The following is a 16,211-nucleotide window of genomic DNA, read 5'->3' on the forward strand; positions in this document are numbered from 1 at the left end:
GTAATTTTACATTCAGATTTTTAATCCATAAAAAACCAATATTGATGAGAAAGAAATTTTTAAGTGTGATTTTATTGGCAGTCGTAACTACGTTTGCCGTTTCCTGTAAAGGAGAAAAGAAAAACGAAACAGATGCTGAAGCGGCAAAAACTGAAAAAACTGCAACTTCTGAAGCTGTAAAGTATAAGGTTGATACTGCAAATACTACGGTAACATGGAAAGGTTCTAAAGTTCTTGGCGGAAGTCACAATGGAACAATGAATGTATCTTCTGGAACATTTGCCATGAAAGACGGTGCGTTAGAGAGTGGAAATTTTATTATTGACATTGCTTCTTTAAAAGTTTTAGATATTCCTGCAGAAGATGAAGGAAATGGAAAACTAAAAGGTCATTTGTTAAGTCCTGACTTTTTTGATGCTTCTGCTCATGGAAGTGCCGCTTTTTCAGTAACTGGAACAAGTGAGAAAGATGGAAAAACAATGATTGAAGGAAACTTGACATTGAAAGGTGTTAAGAAGAATATTTCGTTTCCTGCTACAGTTTCAATGAATGGAGATCAAGCTACAATTAAGAGTGAAGTTTTCACAATTAATAGAACTGATTTTGGAATGCAATACGGTTCTTCATCACTTGCAGATACTGTAAAGGATAAAGCAATTAGTGATGATGTAGAGTTGTCTGTAAGTTTGACAGCTACGAAATAGTAATTATTTGTAAAATATGTATTTAAGATAAACCGACTTCGTGTCGGTTTATTTTTTGAGTAAATTTTCTAAAGCAGGATTGAGCGCAGGATAGTTGAATTTGAAACCCGTTTCTTCAATTTTTGCCGAACTTACTTGTTGACTTGAAAATAGCAATGTGCTCATTTCGCCCAAAATTAGTTTCATCATAAATTTTGGTATGTTTGGTAGAAAGAATGGTTTGTTTAATACGGAAGCAATTTCCTTTGTGAGGAATTTATTGGTCGTCGGATTTGGTCCAACTCCATTAAAAACTCCAATATTTTTTTTCGTTATTGTGTGAAGATACATGTTTGCAATATCATCAATATGAATCCATGATTGCCATTGTTTTCCTGAACCAATTGCGGCGCCAACTCCATATTTTACAGGTTTTAACATTTCTGGCAAAGCACCACCTTTTTTAGAAAACACCAATCCTGTTCGTAGTATTGTTACTGGAATTTCTAATGATTTGAATTGATTTGCGTGTAATTCCCACTGTTTTACAACACTTCCTAAAAAGTCTGTAGCTTCTTGTTCCGTGTCTTCTGAGTAAAATTCGGTAAGTGAACTTGGATAAATTGCCGTTCCTGAAGCTGAAATGTAGTGCTTTACGGTGTGGTTTTCCATATTTCGAAGCGATTTGAACAAAATGTTTGCCGTATCAATACGACTGTTCATGATTTCTTCTTTGTATGCTTTTGTCCAACGTTTGGCAATATTAGCACCAGAAAGGTTTACGATTGTATCAACTTCTTCAAAACAAGCTGTGTCAATTTTGCCTTCAGCCGGATTCCAAAGAAATCCTTTTTTTTGGTCAGATTGTTCTATTTTACTTTTACGAGTCGTTAGGTAATGTATTGTATGATTTTGCTCAATACATAATTCAGTTAACGCCGAACCTATTAATCCTGTTGCGCCACAGATGAGTATTTTCATGGGAATCATTTTCTTTTTCACTGTAAAAATACGTTAAAAAGAATAGACTTGAGGAATTAGTGGTGTTTTGAATCTTAAATATTAGTTAATTTTTGTAGCACGAAGCATTTCACGTTTTCCTGGCGGACCTGGTAATCGTTCTACTTTGAGACCAACTTTTTGCATAGCACGCCGGACACTTCCTTTGGCGGCATAGGTAACTAATATACCTTTGTTTTGCATGGCGTTATACATTTTTTGAAAAATGGAAACTGTCCATAACTCTGGTTGTACATCTGCGCCAAAGGCATCAAAGTAGATGAGATTGAATTGTTCTTTATCATTAATTTGATCAAAGAATTGTTGTCGTTTCGTCAGTTTGAAATTTTCAGAAAGAATGGTTTCTTTTTCCCAATCGCACACATGCATTTTTTCAAATATACTTTTCTCACTTTCTGCATTGAGTTTAGAGATGTAATTGAGCTGCGTAATTTCTGCGGAAGCGACTGGATATGCTTCTACACCGTTGTAATTGATGTGAAAGGCATGCTTTTTTGCTTCTAAATAGCTTATAAAAGCATTCAATCCTGTACCAAATCCAATTTCGAGAATGTGAATTTGATCAGGATTGAATGTTTGTTTTATGTGATGTAAGCCTGTTTTTATGAAAACGTGATTGGCTTCTTGAATAGCACCATGCGTGGAATGGTAGTGTTCGTTCCATTCTTCAAGATGAATCGTTGTTGATCCGTCTCCTGTGGTGATTATTTTTCGTTTCAAGTTTAGTTTTTCAATAAAACGCCGTCAGCTTCAAATGAAAGTGTCTTTTTTGGTTCTGTAATTTCAGCAATTTCTTCCGCTGATTTCCCAGCATCTTCAGCATAATGTTTTAATTCGTCAACAGACGTTTCTTGCACAAATGCTTTTCCGTTTACGATGACTTCACCTTTCGCATCAAGCGGCATAAAAAATCCGTAATCTTTAAATTTTACCATTACTTCTTCTTCTGTTCCTAAGTCTAAACGCATCCAACATCCTTTTTTAGAACATACAGAGTTAATGTTTGATGCAAATTTTACATTTAGTGTATCACCAACTTTTAAATTGTTGTATTTGTCATTGATTTCGGCAACCGTTAATACGTTTTGAGTATCAATTTTATCTCCAAAAGAAGAATATGCCATGTCTTGACTTTTTACTTCTTTCGTTTCTTCGGCAGTTTTTTCATTATTTTTGGCGTCTTTACATGCTACAAACGTCACTAAGGTCAATACTAAAAATACAATTTTCTTCATTTTTATTAAATATTTCTTAAAATTATTACTGTTTTATTATGAATCTTTAATTTTACAGACGAATTTTTGTTGAAAACTAAGATTTTTTTAAAATTAATTATTCGTAACTTTGTACAAAATTAAGAATTAATATGATGAGTGACCTTCCTAATGATATAAAAATTTCCAAAGTTTCTGAGAGTAAGATTTCAAATGTAGACTTTAATAAGCTAGATTTTGGAAAAATATTCACAGATCATATGTTTGTATGTGATTATAAAGATGGAGCTTGGCAAACGCCAGAAATCATGCCATATCAACCGCTTACCATTGCGCCTTCTGCACGTGTTTTTCATTATGGGCAAGCCGTTTTTGAAGGAATGAAAGCTTTTAAGGATGAAGATGATCAAATTTGGTTGTTTCGTCCAGAAGATAATCATGATCGTATTAATAAGTCTTCACATCGTATGGCAATTCCTGAATTTCCAAAAGATTTTTTCTTTGAAGGCTTGACGCAGTTGTTGCATTTGGAGAAAGATTGGATTCAGAAAGGAAAAGGAAATTCTTTGTATATACGCCCTTTTGTGATTGCTACAGAAGAAGCAATTTCTGCTTCTCCAGCAAGTACATATAAGTTTATGATTATTTGTTCGCCAGCGCAATCGTATTATGCAGGTGAAGTGAAAGTATTGTTTGCTGAGAAGTTTAGTAGAGCTGCTGATGGTGGTGTTGGATTTGCAAAAGCCGCTGGAAATTACGGAGCACAGTTTTACCCAACAAGTTTAGCACATGCAAAAGGATATCAGCAAATTATTTGGACAGATGCAAGTACGCATGAGTATTTGGAAGAAGCTGGAACGATGAATATTTTCTTTAGAGTTGGTGATACTTTGTTGACAGCTCCAAATAACGATCGTATTTTAGATGGAATTACCCGTAAGAGTTTGATTCAATTAGCAAAAGATAGCAATATCAAGGTTGAAGTTCGTCGTGTGACAGTTGCAGAAATTAAAGAAGCGGCTAAAACTGGAGAGTTGAAGGAAATTTTCGGAGCAGGAACAGCGGCTGTAATCAATCCAATTTCTGGATTTGAACATGCAGGCGATAAATTTGATTTACCAAAATTAGACAATTCGTATGCTACTTTTTTTAAAGAAAAATTAATGAATATTCAGTACAACGTTTCTGAAGATCCACATGGTTGGAGATATAAGGTATAGTTGCTAGTTACTGATTTTCAGTTATTAGTATTTTAGACATAAATAAAAAAGTGATTCGTAATTGAATCACTTTTTTGTTTGTGTTAGTTTCAAATATAACGCAACGCTACTTTTATAATCTTTTTTATTTTCGTTTTCTTTGCTTTCCCAAAGAATACTGAATCAAGTTCAGCACAGGCTTCGCAAAAGAAAGGGAATTTTTCCAGAGGTATTTCTAGTTTCTAGTTTTTTTTACGGAAAAAAGAAATCTATTAGAATAAATTTTTGAAAACAATCTATTGCTTTAAAATTCCTGCAATGTTAGGTTTGAAGTAGTTTGGTCCTTTGAGTACTTTTCCATCTTCACGGTAGATTGGTTTTCCGTCTGCGCCAAGTTTGCTCATGTTACTACGTTGAATTTCTTCAAAAACCTCCACAATTTTGTCTTGCATTCCGTGTTCAATAATTGTTCCGCATAGTATGTATAACATATCCCCTAACGCATCGGCAACTTCCACTAAATCATCATTTTGAGCAGCTTCTAAATATTCTTCGTTTTCTTCTTTCATTAAGTTAAAACGCAGCATGTTTCTAGCTTCTCCAATATTGGCAGTTGGCGAATTTTTGATTCCTAATCCAAATGCAGTGTGAAATTCTGTTACGGCTTCTATTCTTCTTTTCAAATCGTATATTTTTTAATTGTTTGTGTATTCAAATTCTGATGCGAAATATAGTTGAATATTTAAACCGTTTTTGAGAGATTGACATTTTATTTTGAAACTTTTATTAACAACGTTTGCTGTTTAATTCGTAATTTTACAGCCATAAAGAATATTAATTCTAAGACTCTTCTTTTTAGTAGAGTTAATTCAATTTATAATTTTAAGTACGCCTTTACAGGCTTCTCAAAATTGAATCTCATTAATTAAATAGCATATGTTTTCTTCTGGTCAATTGATTTTTGCGGCTTTTTTTGTAATCGTTTTTACAGTGATTATGATTTATGCGTATCGAAAGGATTTGCAATTACACAAACGCCATTACAAAGGAAGTTTGCGCATTTTGGCTATTTTTATTCTCTTCATTATTACCATTGTTGTGATTAAAAAATTCATTGTATCCTGATGATTTTCGTTTTGTATTCCACATTTTTTTGTAAATTGTAGGAAAACTAACTACAAACCACCATAATATAGATACGTTTATTACCTTAATTAGTAATAGGATTCCCAAATCGTTAAAATTTATATTGGCGCATATAGTTTGTTTGTAATTTTTTAGAACCCTAAGATATGATTACAGTCGCTATTGCAGAAGATCATCAAGCCTTGATTGATGGAATTATTTCGTATTTGGAATACGAAGAAGATATTAGTATTGTTGGACATGCCAATGATGGAGAAGCATTGCTAAAGATTGTCCGACTGAAACAACCAAACATTGTGGTTTGCGATATCCGGATGCCAAAAATGGACGGAATTGTCGCAACGAGTCATATTAAAAAAGAATTTCCACATACTAAGGTATTGGCGTTTACCATGTATGACCAAGCGGAGGCGATACGACAAATGTTAGAAGCGGGCGCGACAGGTTATATTTTGAAGAATTCTCCATTGAAAGTTGTGTTGGAAGCCATTCGTACATTGTATGATAATAAACCGTATTATGATGCGAAGTTGAATATTGAACAGGTTTCAAAGAATAGTTCCAAATCTATTTTATCGCGACGTGAAAAGGAAATTTTGGCATTAATTGCACAGCGAAAGACTTCACAAGAAATTGCAGATTTACTATTTATAGCAAAATCCACCATTGACACACACCGTAAAAACATGATTCAAAAGCTCAATTTGAAAGGCGCTAATGAGTTATTAGGTTATGCCATTGAGCAAAAATATGCATTTTAGGGTATTAAAATTGAAGAATACCTATTGTTGGGTATGGTTTTATGGGTTGGATTTTTGGAGGTTTGTAGGGTAAATAATCGAAAAAATATGAAAATCACTAGTTATCTTGAAGAGATTAAAGCTAATAATCTTTTTAAAACAATTGTAGATAGATTCATTAGAGATTACGCAAAAGAAGATGGATTTAAATATCTAGCTTTACGAAAAAAAGGAAATAAGTTTTTTATAGAATTGTCCTATAATCATAAAATGAATCAAAAAAAAGTTCATGAGATAATTAAATATATAGACACAAATCTAAACAGTGCTTTAAGCGTTACTACTTTAAAGTATTTCGCAATTCAAAGTTCAAGAAAAAAAAGAATTAATAAACATAAAAAGAAATTAAAAGTTAAAACTAAACTTTCCGATGTTGATTTTTCATTTTTTCACGGGAAAAAGATTTCTGGGAATAGTATCCGTAGACCTGAGCATAATGAAACTCCAGGTACTATAGGCGGAATAATCGAGCTTGAAAATCATAAAGGATTATATTTAATGAGTAATTATCATGTAATTATGCGTGATTCAGGAAAATTGGATTCTTCTGTTTTCAATGATGATGGTATAGCCATCGGAAAACTGTTCTGGGGAAAGTTTGATGATAAGTTTGATATAGCTTTAGCCAAAATAACAACCTCAAAACCTCCAAAAAGAGGAGTACATGATTTTAAATTTGGAAAACTAACCCCTCCATCTTATAGTAAAATAAATTTGACATCTTTTAGTGCTGGCGGTTCTGATACTGGAGAAATTTATTCAATAAATTCAATTGTAAAAATTGGGGCAAATGTTTTCAAAAATCAAATCTTATTTAAAAAATCTAGACTTGAACCTGGAGATTCAGGAACATTAATAGTTTCTGGGAACAAGAAAGTAAGAGATGTAGTAGGTTTATTTATTGGAGGAGAAAACGTAAGCAGTGACAACAGTATAAAAATCGCTAACAATTTGTTTAATTTATTCTCTAATACTGTAGAAGAATTTAAAGATCATAAAGACCGAATTATGCCTAAAATTAAATTTAAAACTTTTTATTAATTAAAAAAATGTAAAATGAATTACATAAAAATTGACAGAAACATACAAAAACAAACGGTTCACTTATTCAGCGCGAGATCTTTTGATCTAGATGCCATAATTACTTTCAATAGCATTTCCAAGCTATTAGAAGAAATAGAGATTGATCTTTTAGGTCAGCTTGAAAATTCTTACAAATTAACGAGTAGTTATTTATTTAATCAACCCATATTAGGAAATAGAAGCTTTAAGATAGTAGTTGTAAATTTACAAGAACAAAGTCAATACCAAACCCTCCAACCAAACATTAAAGTGAATATACAAAATGGCCCATTTCAACTGAATCAGGGAGATTCAATATATGTTCATATAAACTTTTATGAGCTGCTTATAGATGAACTCAATTTTGGAAACTTTGATATTTACAAACTTAATTTTAGCCCTAAACGTAAAAAAGGAAATATACTTGTAGGTGGATAAAAAAAACTTAAAACATATTACAAAACATTTTTTTTTACTAGTTAGTTTTTTACTAACTAGTTTTTTGCATGCTCAAAATATTGATTTTGAAAATGTTCTATCATTTTATGAAATAGAAAAGTATCAAGAAGGTTTAAATGAATTAAACAAAATTGATACATTAAATATTTCTGATTATGATAAAGCCACTTGGTATTTTTATTATGCAGATGTACAATCTATTCTAGATAAACATGATAAAGCTTATAAATATAGTCGTAAAGCTGAACAAATCTTCGAATCACTCAACGAAAGAGAGGATGCTATCGACACAAAATTTCTCATTTTAAGTATCGTAGATCATCAAAATTCTCTAGGGTATGATGAACAACCAATAATTGATAATATTTTATCATATGCTGTAAAAGAAAATGATTCAATTGCATTAATGAAAATTTATTTTAGAATAGGTCATACTTTCACTTTAAATGACAACAGAGATAAAGCAAATTATTATTATAGAATAGTTCTACAAAACACTAAAGACAGCTTAAATATTGCGTATGCAAATATGAATCTGGGAACTGTCCATTCTACAATAGAACCAATGAACCAAGACTCTGCGTTGTATTACACTAAAAAAGCTGTTCCCATATTGATAAAAAAAAATGATTTAGAAAGGTTAGTATATAATTATAATAATCAGGCAGAAGCTTACTATTATAAAAAAGAATATAAAAAAGCGATTCAATATCTTTTAAAAGCAGATTCTATAAATATTAATAAAAATGATCAAAAAACTAGAATTATTTTATATGAAAATCTTGCGAAAAATTATGATAGTATAAAAGATTATCCAAAAGCAATGTTTTATTACCGGAAAAAAATACAGCTTTCGGATAGTATAAATAATATTGCTCAAAATCTAAATATTACTGAAGTTAATACAAAATACCAAACAGCAGAAAAAGACAAAGAAAATGCTGAACTAAAAGCAGATAAAGCTCAAACAAATACGTATTTAACAATCGCATTAGCTGTCCTAGCCCTTGTCATCATCACCGCATACCTCATCCAAAAAAATACACGTAAAAAACAATTGCTTGCCGAACAAGCAAAAAACTTAGAAGTGCAAAAAGTGGCTAACTTATTAAAAGAACAGGAACTCGCTAGTATTGACGCTATGATTGCGGGACAAGAAAAGGAGCGACAACGAATTGCCGAAGATTTACACGACGATCTTGGTGGGTTAATGGCAACGATTAATTTACATCTAGAAAATATAGGTTCTGAACATAGTCCAAAAGCATTGGATAAAACAAAAACCTTACTTGGTGAAGCCTATGAAAAAATACGTAGCATTTCGCATGTAAAAAATGCTGGCGTGATGGCAAATAAAGGTTTGTTGATTGCCGTAAATGATATGGCAACGAAAGTAAACGCATCCAACCAAATTCATATTGAAGTGATTGATTACGGATTGAATGAACGCTTGGAAAATTCACTAGAATTATCACTGTTTCGTATGATTCAGGAATTGATAACAAATATTATCAAACATGCTGAAGCTACAAAAGCAACGATTCAATTGACACAACACTCACAAAATTTAAATATTATTGTGGAAGACAACGGAAAAGGATTTGACTCAAAAAATTTACAAGAAACTGGAATTGGTTTAGATAATATCAAAAAACGAATAACGCATCTAAACGGTAAATTAACAATTGATAGCACTTTGAAAAAAGGAACAACTATTTTAATTGATATTCCTATTGCTTAATTACGCTAAACTTCCAACGAAGTAAACTCAAAAGTAGTTCCGTTGAATAATCCTTTATCACTGAGTTTTAATGACGGAATTACTAATAATGCCATAAATGATAACGTCATATACGGCGCGCGTAAGGTACTTCCCATTGCTTTTGCTAATTTGTCTAACTCAGCGTACTCCTCGCCTATTTCCCAACCTGTTTTGGCACTCATGATACCTGCAACGGGTAAGGAAACTACTTTTTCAGATGTGTCTGAAACGGCACAAATACCACCTTTATTTTCTATGAGAAGATTTACAGCTTTGCAAATGGCTTCGTCAGAAACTCCAACTGCAATGATATTATGTGAATCGTGTCCGACAGAAGAAGCAATAGCGCCTTCTTTTAAACCGAAATTTTTGATAAATGCCATGGCTGGAGCATCGTCATTGTAACGATTGACAACGGTCATTTTCAGAATATCTTTTTCAACATTTGAAACAAGGTTTCCATCTTTAATTAAATTATCAAGAATCAACTCGTTAGTAACCAATTCACCATCTAAGGCTTCTATAACACGAATTTGTTTTTTTGTTGCTTGTACTTGAAAATCTTCAACGTTCTTTTTTGAAGTATTAAAGTTATTTAGAATTTCAAATGGTACACTCTTTATGTGTGAAGTTCCGTTTGAAGCCACACAGATTCCATCAATATAGGTTTCTAATACTTTGAATTTTTTTACATCTTCTAACACTACAAAATCGGCAACATCATTAATTTGTAATTGTCCAACATCCAAATTATAGTGTTTTACAGGATTCACACAAGCCGTTTGTAATACTTTAAAAACATCAACACCTTTTGCCACCGCACGCGCGCACAATTCATTGATGTGTCCGACTACTAAATCATCTGGATGTTTATCATCTGAGCAAAACATCATTTCCTCAAAATGCTCATTTAACAATGGAATTAACGCTTCAAAGTTTTTGGCGGCACTTCCTTCTCGAATAATTACTTTCATGCCTTTTTGTAGCTTTTCCAACGCTTCGTTATACGTGAAACATTCATGATCGGTAGAAATTCCCGCAGCAATGTATTTTGAAATATCGTCACCACGTAACCCTGGCGCATGTCCGTCAACTGGTTTGTTGAAATGTTTTGCCCAAGCTATTTTTTTCATCACTTCTGGATCATCAAACAACACACCTGGATAATTCATCATTTCTGCCAAATATTTTATTTCTGGCTTCGCTAATAATTCTTTGATATCATCCGAATCGATAATCGCTCCTGCAGATTCAAAACTCGTTGCTGGCACACAAGATGGCGCTCCAAAATTGAACTTGAAAGGTACTTTTTGACCGTTTTCTATCATAAATTCAACACCAGTTTTCCCCAATACATTGGCAATTTCATGCGGATCAGAAACGGTTGCGACAGTTCCATGTACTACTGCCAAACGTGCAAACTCAGAAGGAACTAGCATGGAGCTTTCGATATGTATGTGTGCATCTACAAATCCGGGAATGATGTAATTCTCAACGTTGTGATCTTTTTCAATAATGTTGAGAATTTTTCCATCTTTGACATGAATTTCTCCTTTATAGATTTTTTTATTTGCAATGTCTACGATGTTTCCTTGCTTGATCATGAGTTTGTGGTATAAAAAAGGATGCACGAATGCATCCTTTTAAATTATATGTAAATATAGTTTTAAATTTTATTTCTTATCTGTCAAGAAACTATAATTCTTAGCATAGTATAACATTTGGTTGTCAAATGCTTTCGGTTGTTGAATTTTGATTGCTATAATTTCTCCTTCTTCATTTGTTTCAGGAGTTAATACAGGATTTGCAAATCCACTATATGCTTTAGCTTCAAAAGCTTCATTTCGCTTTAAAACTTCTGCATGAGTTGCTTGGTCTACTTTTACTCCGTATCCTTCTACCAATGCTCTAGCCGCTTCAAAATCTCCTTCAGATTTGATACGTTGCGTTTCACGTAATAATTGTCCGAATAGTTCACGAAGTTTCACATAGTCATTAATGTTATAGTATGTTTTTCCATCACGTGTAACTTTTTCAATTACGTTATCTTTTGCGCCTTTTTCAAAAACCCATGCAGAAACCCATTGTCTGTTTACCATGTGATCTTCTTCCACATCATCACCTAGTTTTAAACGAATTAATTGTGTCATCAACCCATTTCTGATATATCCATCATACGCCGCTTTTCCAACGCCTTCCGTATCTTCAACCAATCCAAGCTCTTTTAGTTTTGGATCCATTAAATAATACAATCCAACTAAGTCCGCTCTACCTTCTTCCATGGTAGACGCATAGTTTTTTAAGGTTTCTTTTGGTTGTCCAATACCTGGATTTATTTGACCAGAAGCATGACCTATTACTTCATGTAAAGCTGTGTGTAATTTATCTGCTAGTTTTCCGTATTTTTCTTCTAATTTATATTCTTCATCATCATGGACAAATTCTTTTAAACGTCCTGATCCGCCAGCTTGAGAATATGCATTAATGATATTTCCTAAAGAAACTGATTTTGAACCATGTGTTTGGCGAATCCAATTGTTATTTGGTAAGTTTACACCAATTGGCGTACTCGGTGAAGCGTCTCCTGCTTCTCCTGCAACGTTTACTGTTTTGTATGAAACTCCAACTACGTTTTTCTTTTTGTGACTTTCAACTAATGGAGAATTGTCCTCAAACCATTGTGCATTTTCAGATAAAGCCGCCATTTTTTTAGACATGTCAAAATCTTTAATTTGTACAATTGTTTCATACGAACCTCTATAGCCTTTTGGATCGTTATATACTTCTATGAATCCGTTAATCCAATCAATATTTCCTTCCGTTGAAGTTGCCCAAGAGATACAATATTGATCCCATGTATCTAAACTTCCTGTTTTGTAATATTCAATTAATAACCCTAATGTCTTTCCTTGTTTTTCGTTTTCGGCAACACCTTTTGCTTTTTCTAACCAATAAATAATTTTATCGATAGCTTCTCCGTACATTCCGCCAGATTTCCAAACTTTTTCTACCAATTTTCCGTCTTCACGAACAAGTTTAGAGTTTAATCCTGCTTCAACAGGTTGTCCATCTGGACCTTTGTATGCTGTTTTGTAAAATTCTTCTACATCAGCACTTGTAATATCTGGTCCATAAAAGTTGATAGCAGAAACTAATACATTATCTACCCCATCTTTTTTATTTACTTTCTTAGTGTCTTTATCATTAAAGATTACGTCTAAAGCTTCTCCTGACAATTCAGTTTTTGTATCCGCTAACAACGTTTCTAGATACGCTTTTGTAAATTTAGGTTTCATCTTATCATTTGAGTAATGATGATGAATTCCGTTTGCAAACCAAATACGTTTCATATAGGTTTCAAAAGTTTTCCAATCGTCAGAATCTTTATCTCCTTCATAATTTACATACACATTCTCTAATGCTTCTCTAATCGTTAAATTATGACGATAATTTTGATCCCACATGATGTCTCTACCAGAAAGTCCAGCTTGTGTTAAATAATATACTAACTGTTGCTCTTTCAAGGTTAATTCATCAAATCCTGGAATTTCATACCTGATCACGGCTATGTCTTCAAACTCATCTACCTTGAAATCCATTTTTCCACTTTCAGCTACTTCTATAAATTTCGGTTCATAAGGATCTACCTTAACTTCTGCTGCTTTTTCTGCACAAGAAAATAACATTCCAGCTGCTAACACTACTCCTGCAATTGATTTTAAGTTCATGTATATTGTATTTGGTTTTTAAAAATATGGAAAAGAATACGCCTATTTAATGTAAAATTGCTATTCTTTTGCCACAAATGTAATCAATTCAATAAAACATTAAAAATTTGTACATTAGCATTACTAACTAAACAAACCGAACAATATGAAAATTTTAAAGTATTTGCTGTTACTACTGTTAGTAGTTTTAGTAGCAGGCGCAATTTATGTCGCTACCAGACCTAATGATTTTGATCTTTCAAGAAGTAAAGTTATTAAAGCTCCACCTTCTGTTATTTTTAATAATATTAGTGATTTTAGAAATTGGGAAGCTTGGAATCCTTGGATGGAAAAAGACTCTACAATTGTTGCAACGTACCCAGATCAAACTGCTGGTATTGGCGGATCATATAGTTGGACAAGTAAAGATGGACCAGGGAGAATGAAAAACTTAGCTATGGAAGCTAATAAATCACTAGAACAAGAATTGCAATTTGCTGATTATGATCCAAATAAAGTTTCGTGGACACTTGAAGAAGTACCTGAAGGCACAAAAGTCACGTGGAGAATGAGCGGTGAAAATACACCTTTTATGTTTAAAGCCTTTGCCGCAATGAGTGGTGGTATGGACAATATGATTGGACCTGATTATGAAAAAGGACTTGAAAACCTAGATGAAGTGATTACCGAGTATATGAAAAATAATCCCATACAAAAATTCCGATTGGGCGAAGTTTCACAACAAGAAGCACCTACGAAACAGTTTATTGGTTTTTATCAAAAAACTACCACTGATGCCAATATGGAAGAAATGTCAAGTTTATTTATGCAATATATGCCGAAAGCTGGTCAGTATGCGGCTATGAATAAATTAGAAAATTATGTTCCTGGATCATTGTATACAAAATGGGATGAAGAAACGAAAGAAGCCGAATTTTATATCGGTCTTTTAGTTGACAGTGAAGATGCACTACCAAAAGCAACAGGAATGGTTACAACAGTTATGCCAGCTGGAAAGGTTGTGAAGATTTCAAAATTTGGTCAATATGGCGTTGGCGACATGGAAGCGCATGGAAAAATTGCCGAATTTATGGCTAAAAATAATTTAGTGCCTGCTGGTCATGTATGGGAATTGTATGCAAACGATCCTATGAATGTGAAACCAGAAGATGTACAAACTGATATTTATTATGCAGTAAAACCTGCTGAATAAAGTCTATAAAATTTTAAAGAAGATTGTCTAAATTGTAAGCAATGATTACTTTTAGGCAATCTTTTTATTTTTAAAATGAACAAATGAAACAGGTTTTTTTAGTTTTTATTGGTGGTGGGTTTGGAAGTGTATTACGCTTTCTATTGAGCAAATACCTTAATAGTCCTGCTTCTGGAATTCCGTACGGAACATTTGTAGCCAATATTTTTGGAAGCTTACTAATAGGAATCATTTTAGGAATGGCTGCCAAAAGTGAAGCTATTAGTCAACAACACACGTTATTACTTGCCACTGGTTTTTGTGGTGGATTTACTACTTTTTCTACATTCGCATACGAAAATCATATCTTTTTAAAATCTGGTGATTTTATGACCTTATTTCTTTATACAATTGCAAGTTTTATCATTGGTTTTTCAGCTGTGTTTTTAGGTATGTATGTTGTAAAATATATTTAAATCATTTTTCACCAAGAAAAAATAATATACAATCGTTAAAAAACTACTTCTAAATTCAATAACCTTAAAAATTATTGGGCACAAATTAAAATATTCATAAAAGTAAAAGCACACATTCCAAATCTGTACGCTCTACAGTATCTTTATTAGGTAAACAATCATTTTATCATGAAAAAGATAGAAGCTATTATTCGCAAATCTAAGCTTGAAAATGTCAGAGATGCACTCCACGAAATTGAAGTGAATTTTTTTACCTATTGGGAAGTTTCAGGTATTGGAAACGATAAAAAAAGTCCTCTATATCAAGATGTAGATTACAATACACATGATATTGCAAGGTATAATATTTCCATTGTTGTTACTGATGATTTCGTAGAAGAAACCATTAATATAATTTTAGAACACGCCTATACAGGAAAGGTTGGTGATGGAAAAATTTTTGTCATTCCTATTGAAGAAGCCTATAGAATCCGAACTATAGAAAACGGAAAGTCTTCACTGTAATAGTTATTGAATGTACATGAAACAATTTAATGCTTTTTAAAAGCTTTTACACCAGCATTAATTGCTACAGCTAAGAAATTCACTCTCGGCGGAATTGGACACGAATAACGATCGCTGTATGCACAATATGGATTGTATGCATGATTGAAGTCAATTTCAATTGTATTTCCTGCCGGAATTTTCAAATCGATATAACGTCCACCGCCATAACTTGCAAATCCGTTGGTTTCATCTGTAAAAGGAAGAAACAAATCGTCTTTGTATTTAGGATCTCTATTTGGATCTTGATTTTGATATATTTCTAAAGAATATTCTTTTCCAGCTATTGTAAACGTTGCAATTCCATAACATTTGTATGTGGGCGTACGTGTTGTAGAAGTTGGCATTTTAAAAGGTTTTGTATTTGGTGTCAATTTAAAATTTGCAGTTACTTTAAATGTATCATTTACAGGGAAAAACTCTAAAGCTTTGAATGTTTTTAAATCTTTTGGTGTTAATGGCGATTTAGAAGCATCTTTATAATCGGCATTCAATTCACGTTGAAATTCAGTTTCACCTGCCAATTCACTTTTTTCTTGCGCACAACTTACATTCAGTACTAAAATACACAAAATCAAACATATATTTTTCATCGTTTACGGTTCAATTTAATTAGACAATTTTAAAAATAGAATAATTTCAAAAATACAATTTGTCATCAAATAATTACCAATTTTTATTTTTTGTATGCAATTTTTATGTAGTTTTGAATTCAAATACGACAAAAATGAGAATTAACACGGTAAATAAGTATGTACAAAGATCTTCTTGGGAAAGGAGCTCGGGCACTTATCTATTGTGTTGATATAACTATCACATATAACAATTTAAAAAGTCCGACTTCACCGTCGGACTTTTTTATTTTGGTAAAGTTTCATTACAGATTTTACCAATCCTGATGAAGATCAGCATCTCTATTTTTTTGATGTAATAAATAACTAATAGTAA

General features: G+C 32.6%; 17 protein-coding genes. 9 read left to right on the forward strand and 8 right to left on the reverse strand.

Annotation, left to right across the window (positions count from 1 at the left end):
• Nucleotides 1–44 precede the first annotated feature (44 nt).
• Complete coding sequence (locus tag ACQ654_RS06475) at nucleotides 45–704, forward strand: YceI family protein (RefSeq protein ID WP_430409506.1); 660 nt, start codon at nucleotides 45–47, stop codon at nucleotides 702–704.
• Nucleotides 705–752: 48 nt separating this feature from the next.
• On the opposite strand, the gene ACQ654_RS06480 is transcribed toward ACQ654_RS06475, so the two are convergent.
• The 3 genes from ACQ654_RS06480 to ACQ654_RS06490 form a co-directional block, all read right to left on the reverse strand.
• A complete protein-coding gene (locus ACQ654_RS06480; RefSeq protein ID WP_430409507.1) occupies nucleotides 753–1,664 on the reverse strand; it encodes a TIGR01777 family oxidoreductase in 912 nt (303 codons plus the stop codon).
• 81 nt (nucleotides 1,665–1,745) lie between these two features.
• A complete protein-coding gene (gene mnmD, locus ACQ654_RS06485) occupies nucleotides 1,746–2,423 on the reverse strand; it encodes a tRNA (5-methylaminomethyl-2-thiouridine)(34)-methyltransferase MnmD (RefSeq protein ID WP_430409508.1) in 678 nt (225 codons plus the stop codon).
• A 2-nt stretch (nucleotides 2,424–2,425) separates the two neighbouring features.
• The gene (locus ACQ654_RS06490) at nucleotides 2,426–2,938 is read right to left on the reverse strand and encodes a DUF4920 domain-containing protein (RefSeq protein WP_430409509.1); all 513 of its coding nucleotides are present in this window, start codon (nucleotides 2,936–2,938) and stop codon (nucleotides 2,426–2,428) included.
• A 134-nt stretch (nucleotides 2,939–3,072) separates the two neighbouring features.
• Between ACQ654_RS06490 and ACQ654_RS06495 the strand changes: the two genes are divergently transcribed.
• Complete coding sequence (locus ACQ654_RS06495; RefSeq protein WP_430409510.1) at nucleotides 3,073–4,137, forward strand: branched-chain amino acid aminotransferase; 1,065 nt, start codon at nucleotides 3,073–3,075, stop codon at nucleotides 4,135–4,137.
• Nucleotides 4,138–4,412: 275 nt separating this feature from the next.
• Here the strand turns inward: ACQ654_RS06495 and ACQ654_RS06500 are convergent, their stop codons facing one another.
• Both ACQ654_RS06500 and ACQ654_RS06505 read right to left on the reverse strand, forming a co-directional pair.
• On the reverse strand, nucleotides 4,413–4,799 hold the full coding sequence (locus ACQ654_RS06500) for a hypothetical protein (RefSeq protein ID WP_430409511.1): 387 nt from the start codon (nucleotides 4,797–4,799) through the stop codon (nucleotides 4,413–4,415).
• A gap of 343 nt (nucleotides 4,800–5,142) precedes the next feature.
• Nucleotides 5,143–5,265, reverse strand: coding sequence for a hypothetical protein (locus ACQ654_RS06505; RefSeq protein ID WP_430409512.1), 123 nt, complete (start codon nucleotides 5,263–5,265; stop codon nucleotides 5,143–5,145).
• A 143-nt stretch (nucleotides 5,266–5,408) separates the two neighbouring features.
• Between ACQ654_RS06505 and ACQ654_RS06510 the strand changes: the two genes are divergently transcribed.
• The 4 genes from ACQ654_RS06510 to ACQ654_RS06525 all read left to right on the forward strand — a co-directional run bounded on the left by ACQ654_RS06510 (nucleotide 5,409) and on the right by ACQ654_RS06525 (nucleotide 9,324).
• Nucleotides 5,409–6,023, forward strand: a complete 615-nt coding sequence (locus ACQ654_RS06510) for a response regulator (RefSeq protein WP_430409513.1) — start codon at nucleotides 5,409–5,411, stop codon at nucleotides 6,021–6,023.
• A gap of 87 nt (nucleotides 6,024–6,110) precedes the next feature.
• Nucleotides 6,111–7,103 carry a hypothetical protein gene (locus tag ACQ654_RS06515; protein WP_430409514.1) on the forward strand — a complete coding sequence of 331 codons (993 nt, stop codon included), beginning with the start codon at nucleotides 6,111–6,113 and terminating at the stop codon, nucleotides 7,101–7,103.
• A gap of 15 nt (nucleotides 7,104–7,118) precedes the next feature.
• On the forward strand, nucleotides 7,119–7,562 hold the full coding sequence (locus tag ACQ654_RS06520; RefSeq protein ID WP_430409515.1) for a hypothetical protein: 444 nt from the start codon (nucleotides 7,119–7,121) through the stop codon (nucleotides 7,560–7,562).
• A 64-nt stretch (nucleotides 7,563–7,626) separates the two neighbouring features.
• A complete protein-coding gene (locus tag ACQ654_RS06525; RefSeq protein ID WP_430409516.1) occupies nucleotides 7,627–9,324 on the forward strand; it encodes a sensor histidine kinase in 1,698 nt (565 codons plus the stop codon).
• A gap of 5 nt (nucleotides 9,325–9,329) precedes the next feature.
• Here ACQ654_RS06525 and ade read toward each other — a convergent pair whose 3' ends face one another.
• Both ade and ACQ654_RS06535 read right to left on the reverse strand, forming a co-directional pair.
• Complete coding sequence (ade, locus tag ACQ654_RS06530; RefSeq protein WP_430409517.1) at nucleotides 9,330–10,949, reverse strand: adenine deaminase; 1,620 nt, start codon at nucleotides 10,947–10,949, stop codon at nucleotides 9,330–9,332.
• 69 nt (nucleotides 10,950–11,018) lie between these two features.
• Nucleotides 11,019–13,073, reverse strand: coding sequence for a dipeptidyl-peptidase 3 family protein (locus tag ACQ654_RS06535; RefSeq protein WP_430409518.1), 2,055 nt, complete (start codon nucleotides 13,071–13,073; stop codon nucleotides 11,019–11,021).
• Nucleotides 13,074–13,218: 145 nt separating this feature from the next.
• On the opposite strand from ACQ654_RS06535, the gene ACQ654_RS06540 reads away from it, so the two are divergent.
• From ACQ654_RS06540 to ACQ654_RS06550, 3 genes are all read left to right on the forward strand, one after another.
• Nucleotides 13,219–14,265, forward strand: coding sequence for an SRPBCC family protein (locus tag ACQ654_RS06540; RefSeq protein WP_430409519.1), 1,047 nt, complete (start codon nucleotides 13,219–13,221; stop codon nucleotides 14,263–14,265).
• Between the two features lie 83 nt (nucleotides 14,266–14,348).
• Entirely contained in the window at nucleotides 14,349–14,720 is a 372-nt protein-coding gene (crcB, locus tag ACQ654_RS06545; protein WP_430409520.1) for a fluoride efflux transporter CrcB, read from the forward strand.
• 168 nt (nucleotides 14,721–14,888) lie between these two features.
• Entirely contained in the window at nucleotides 14,889–15,224 is a 336-nt protein-coding gene (locus tag ACQ654_RS06550) for a P-II family nitrogen regulator (protein ID WP_430409521.1), read from the forward strand.
• A gap of 26 nt (nucleotides 15,225–15,250) precedes the next feature.
• Here ACQ654_RS06550 and ACQ654_RS06555 read toward each other — a convergent pair whose 3' ends face one another.
• On the reverse strand, nucleotides 15,251–15,856 hold the full coding sequence (locus tag ACQ654_RS06555; RefSeq protein ID WP_430409522.1) for a DUF1684 domain-containing protein: 606 nt from the start codon (nucleotides 15,854–15,856) through the stop codon (nucleotides 15,251–15,253).
• Nucleotides 15,857–16,211: the final 355 nt, after the last annotated feature.

It is taken from the genome of Kordia sp., from assembly GCF_965283645.1.
Lineage (GTDB): Bacteria > Bacteroidota > Bacteroidia > Flavobacteriales > Flavobacteriaceae > Kordia.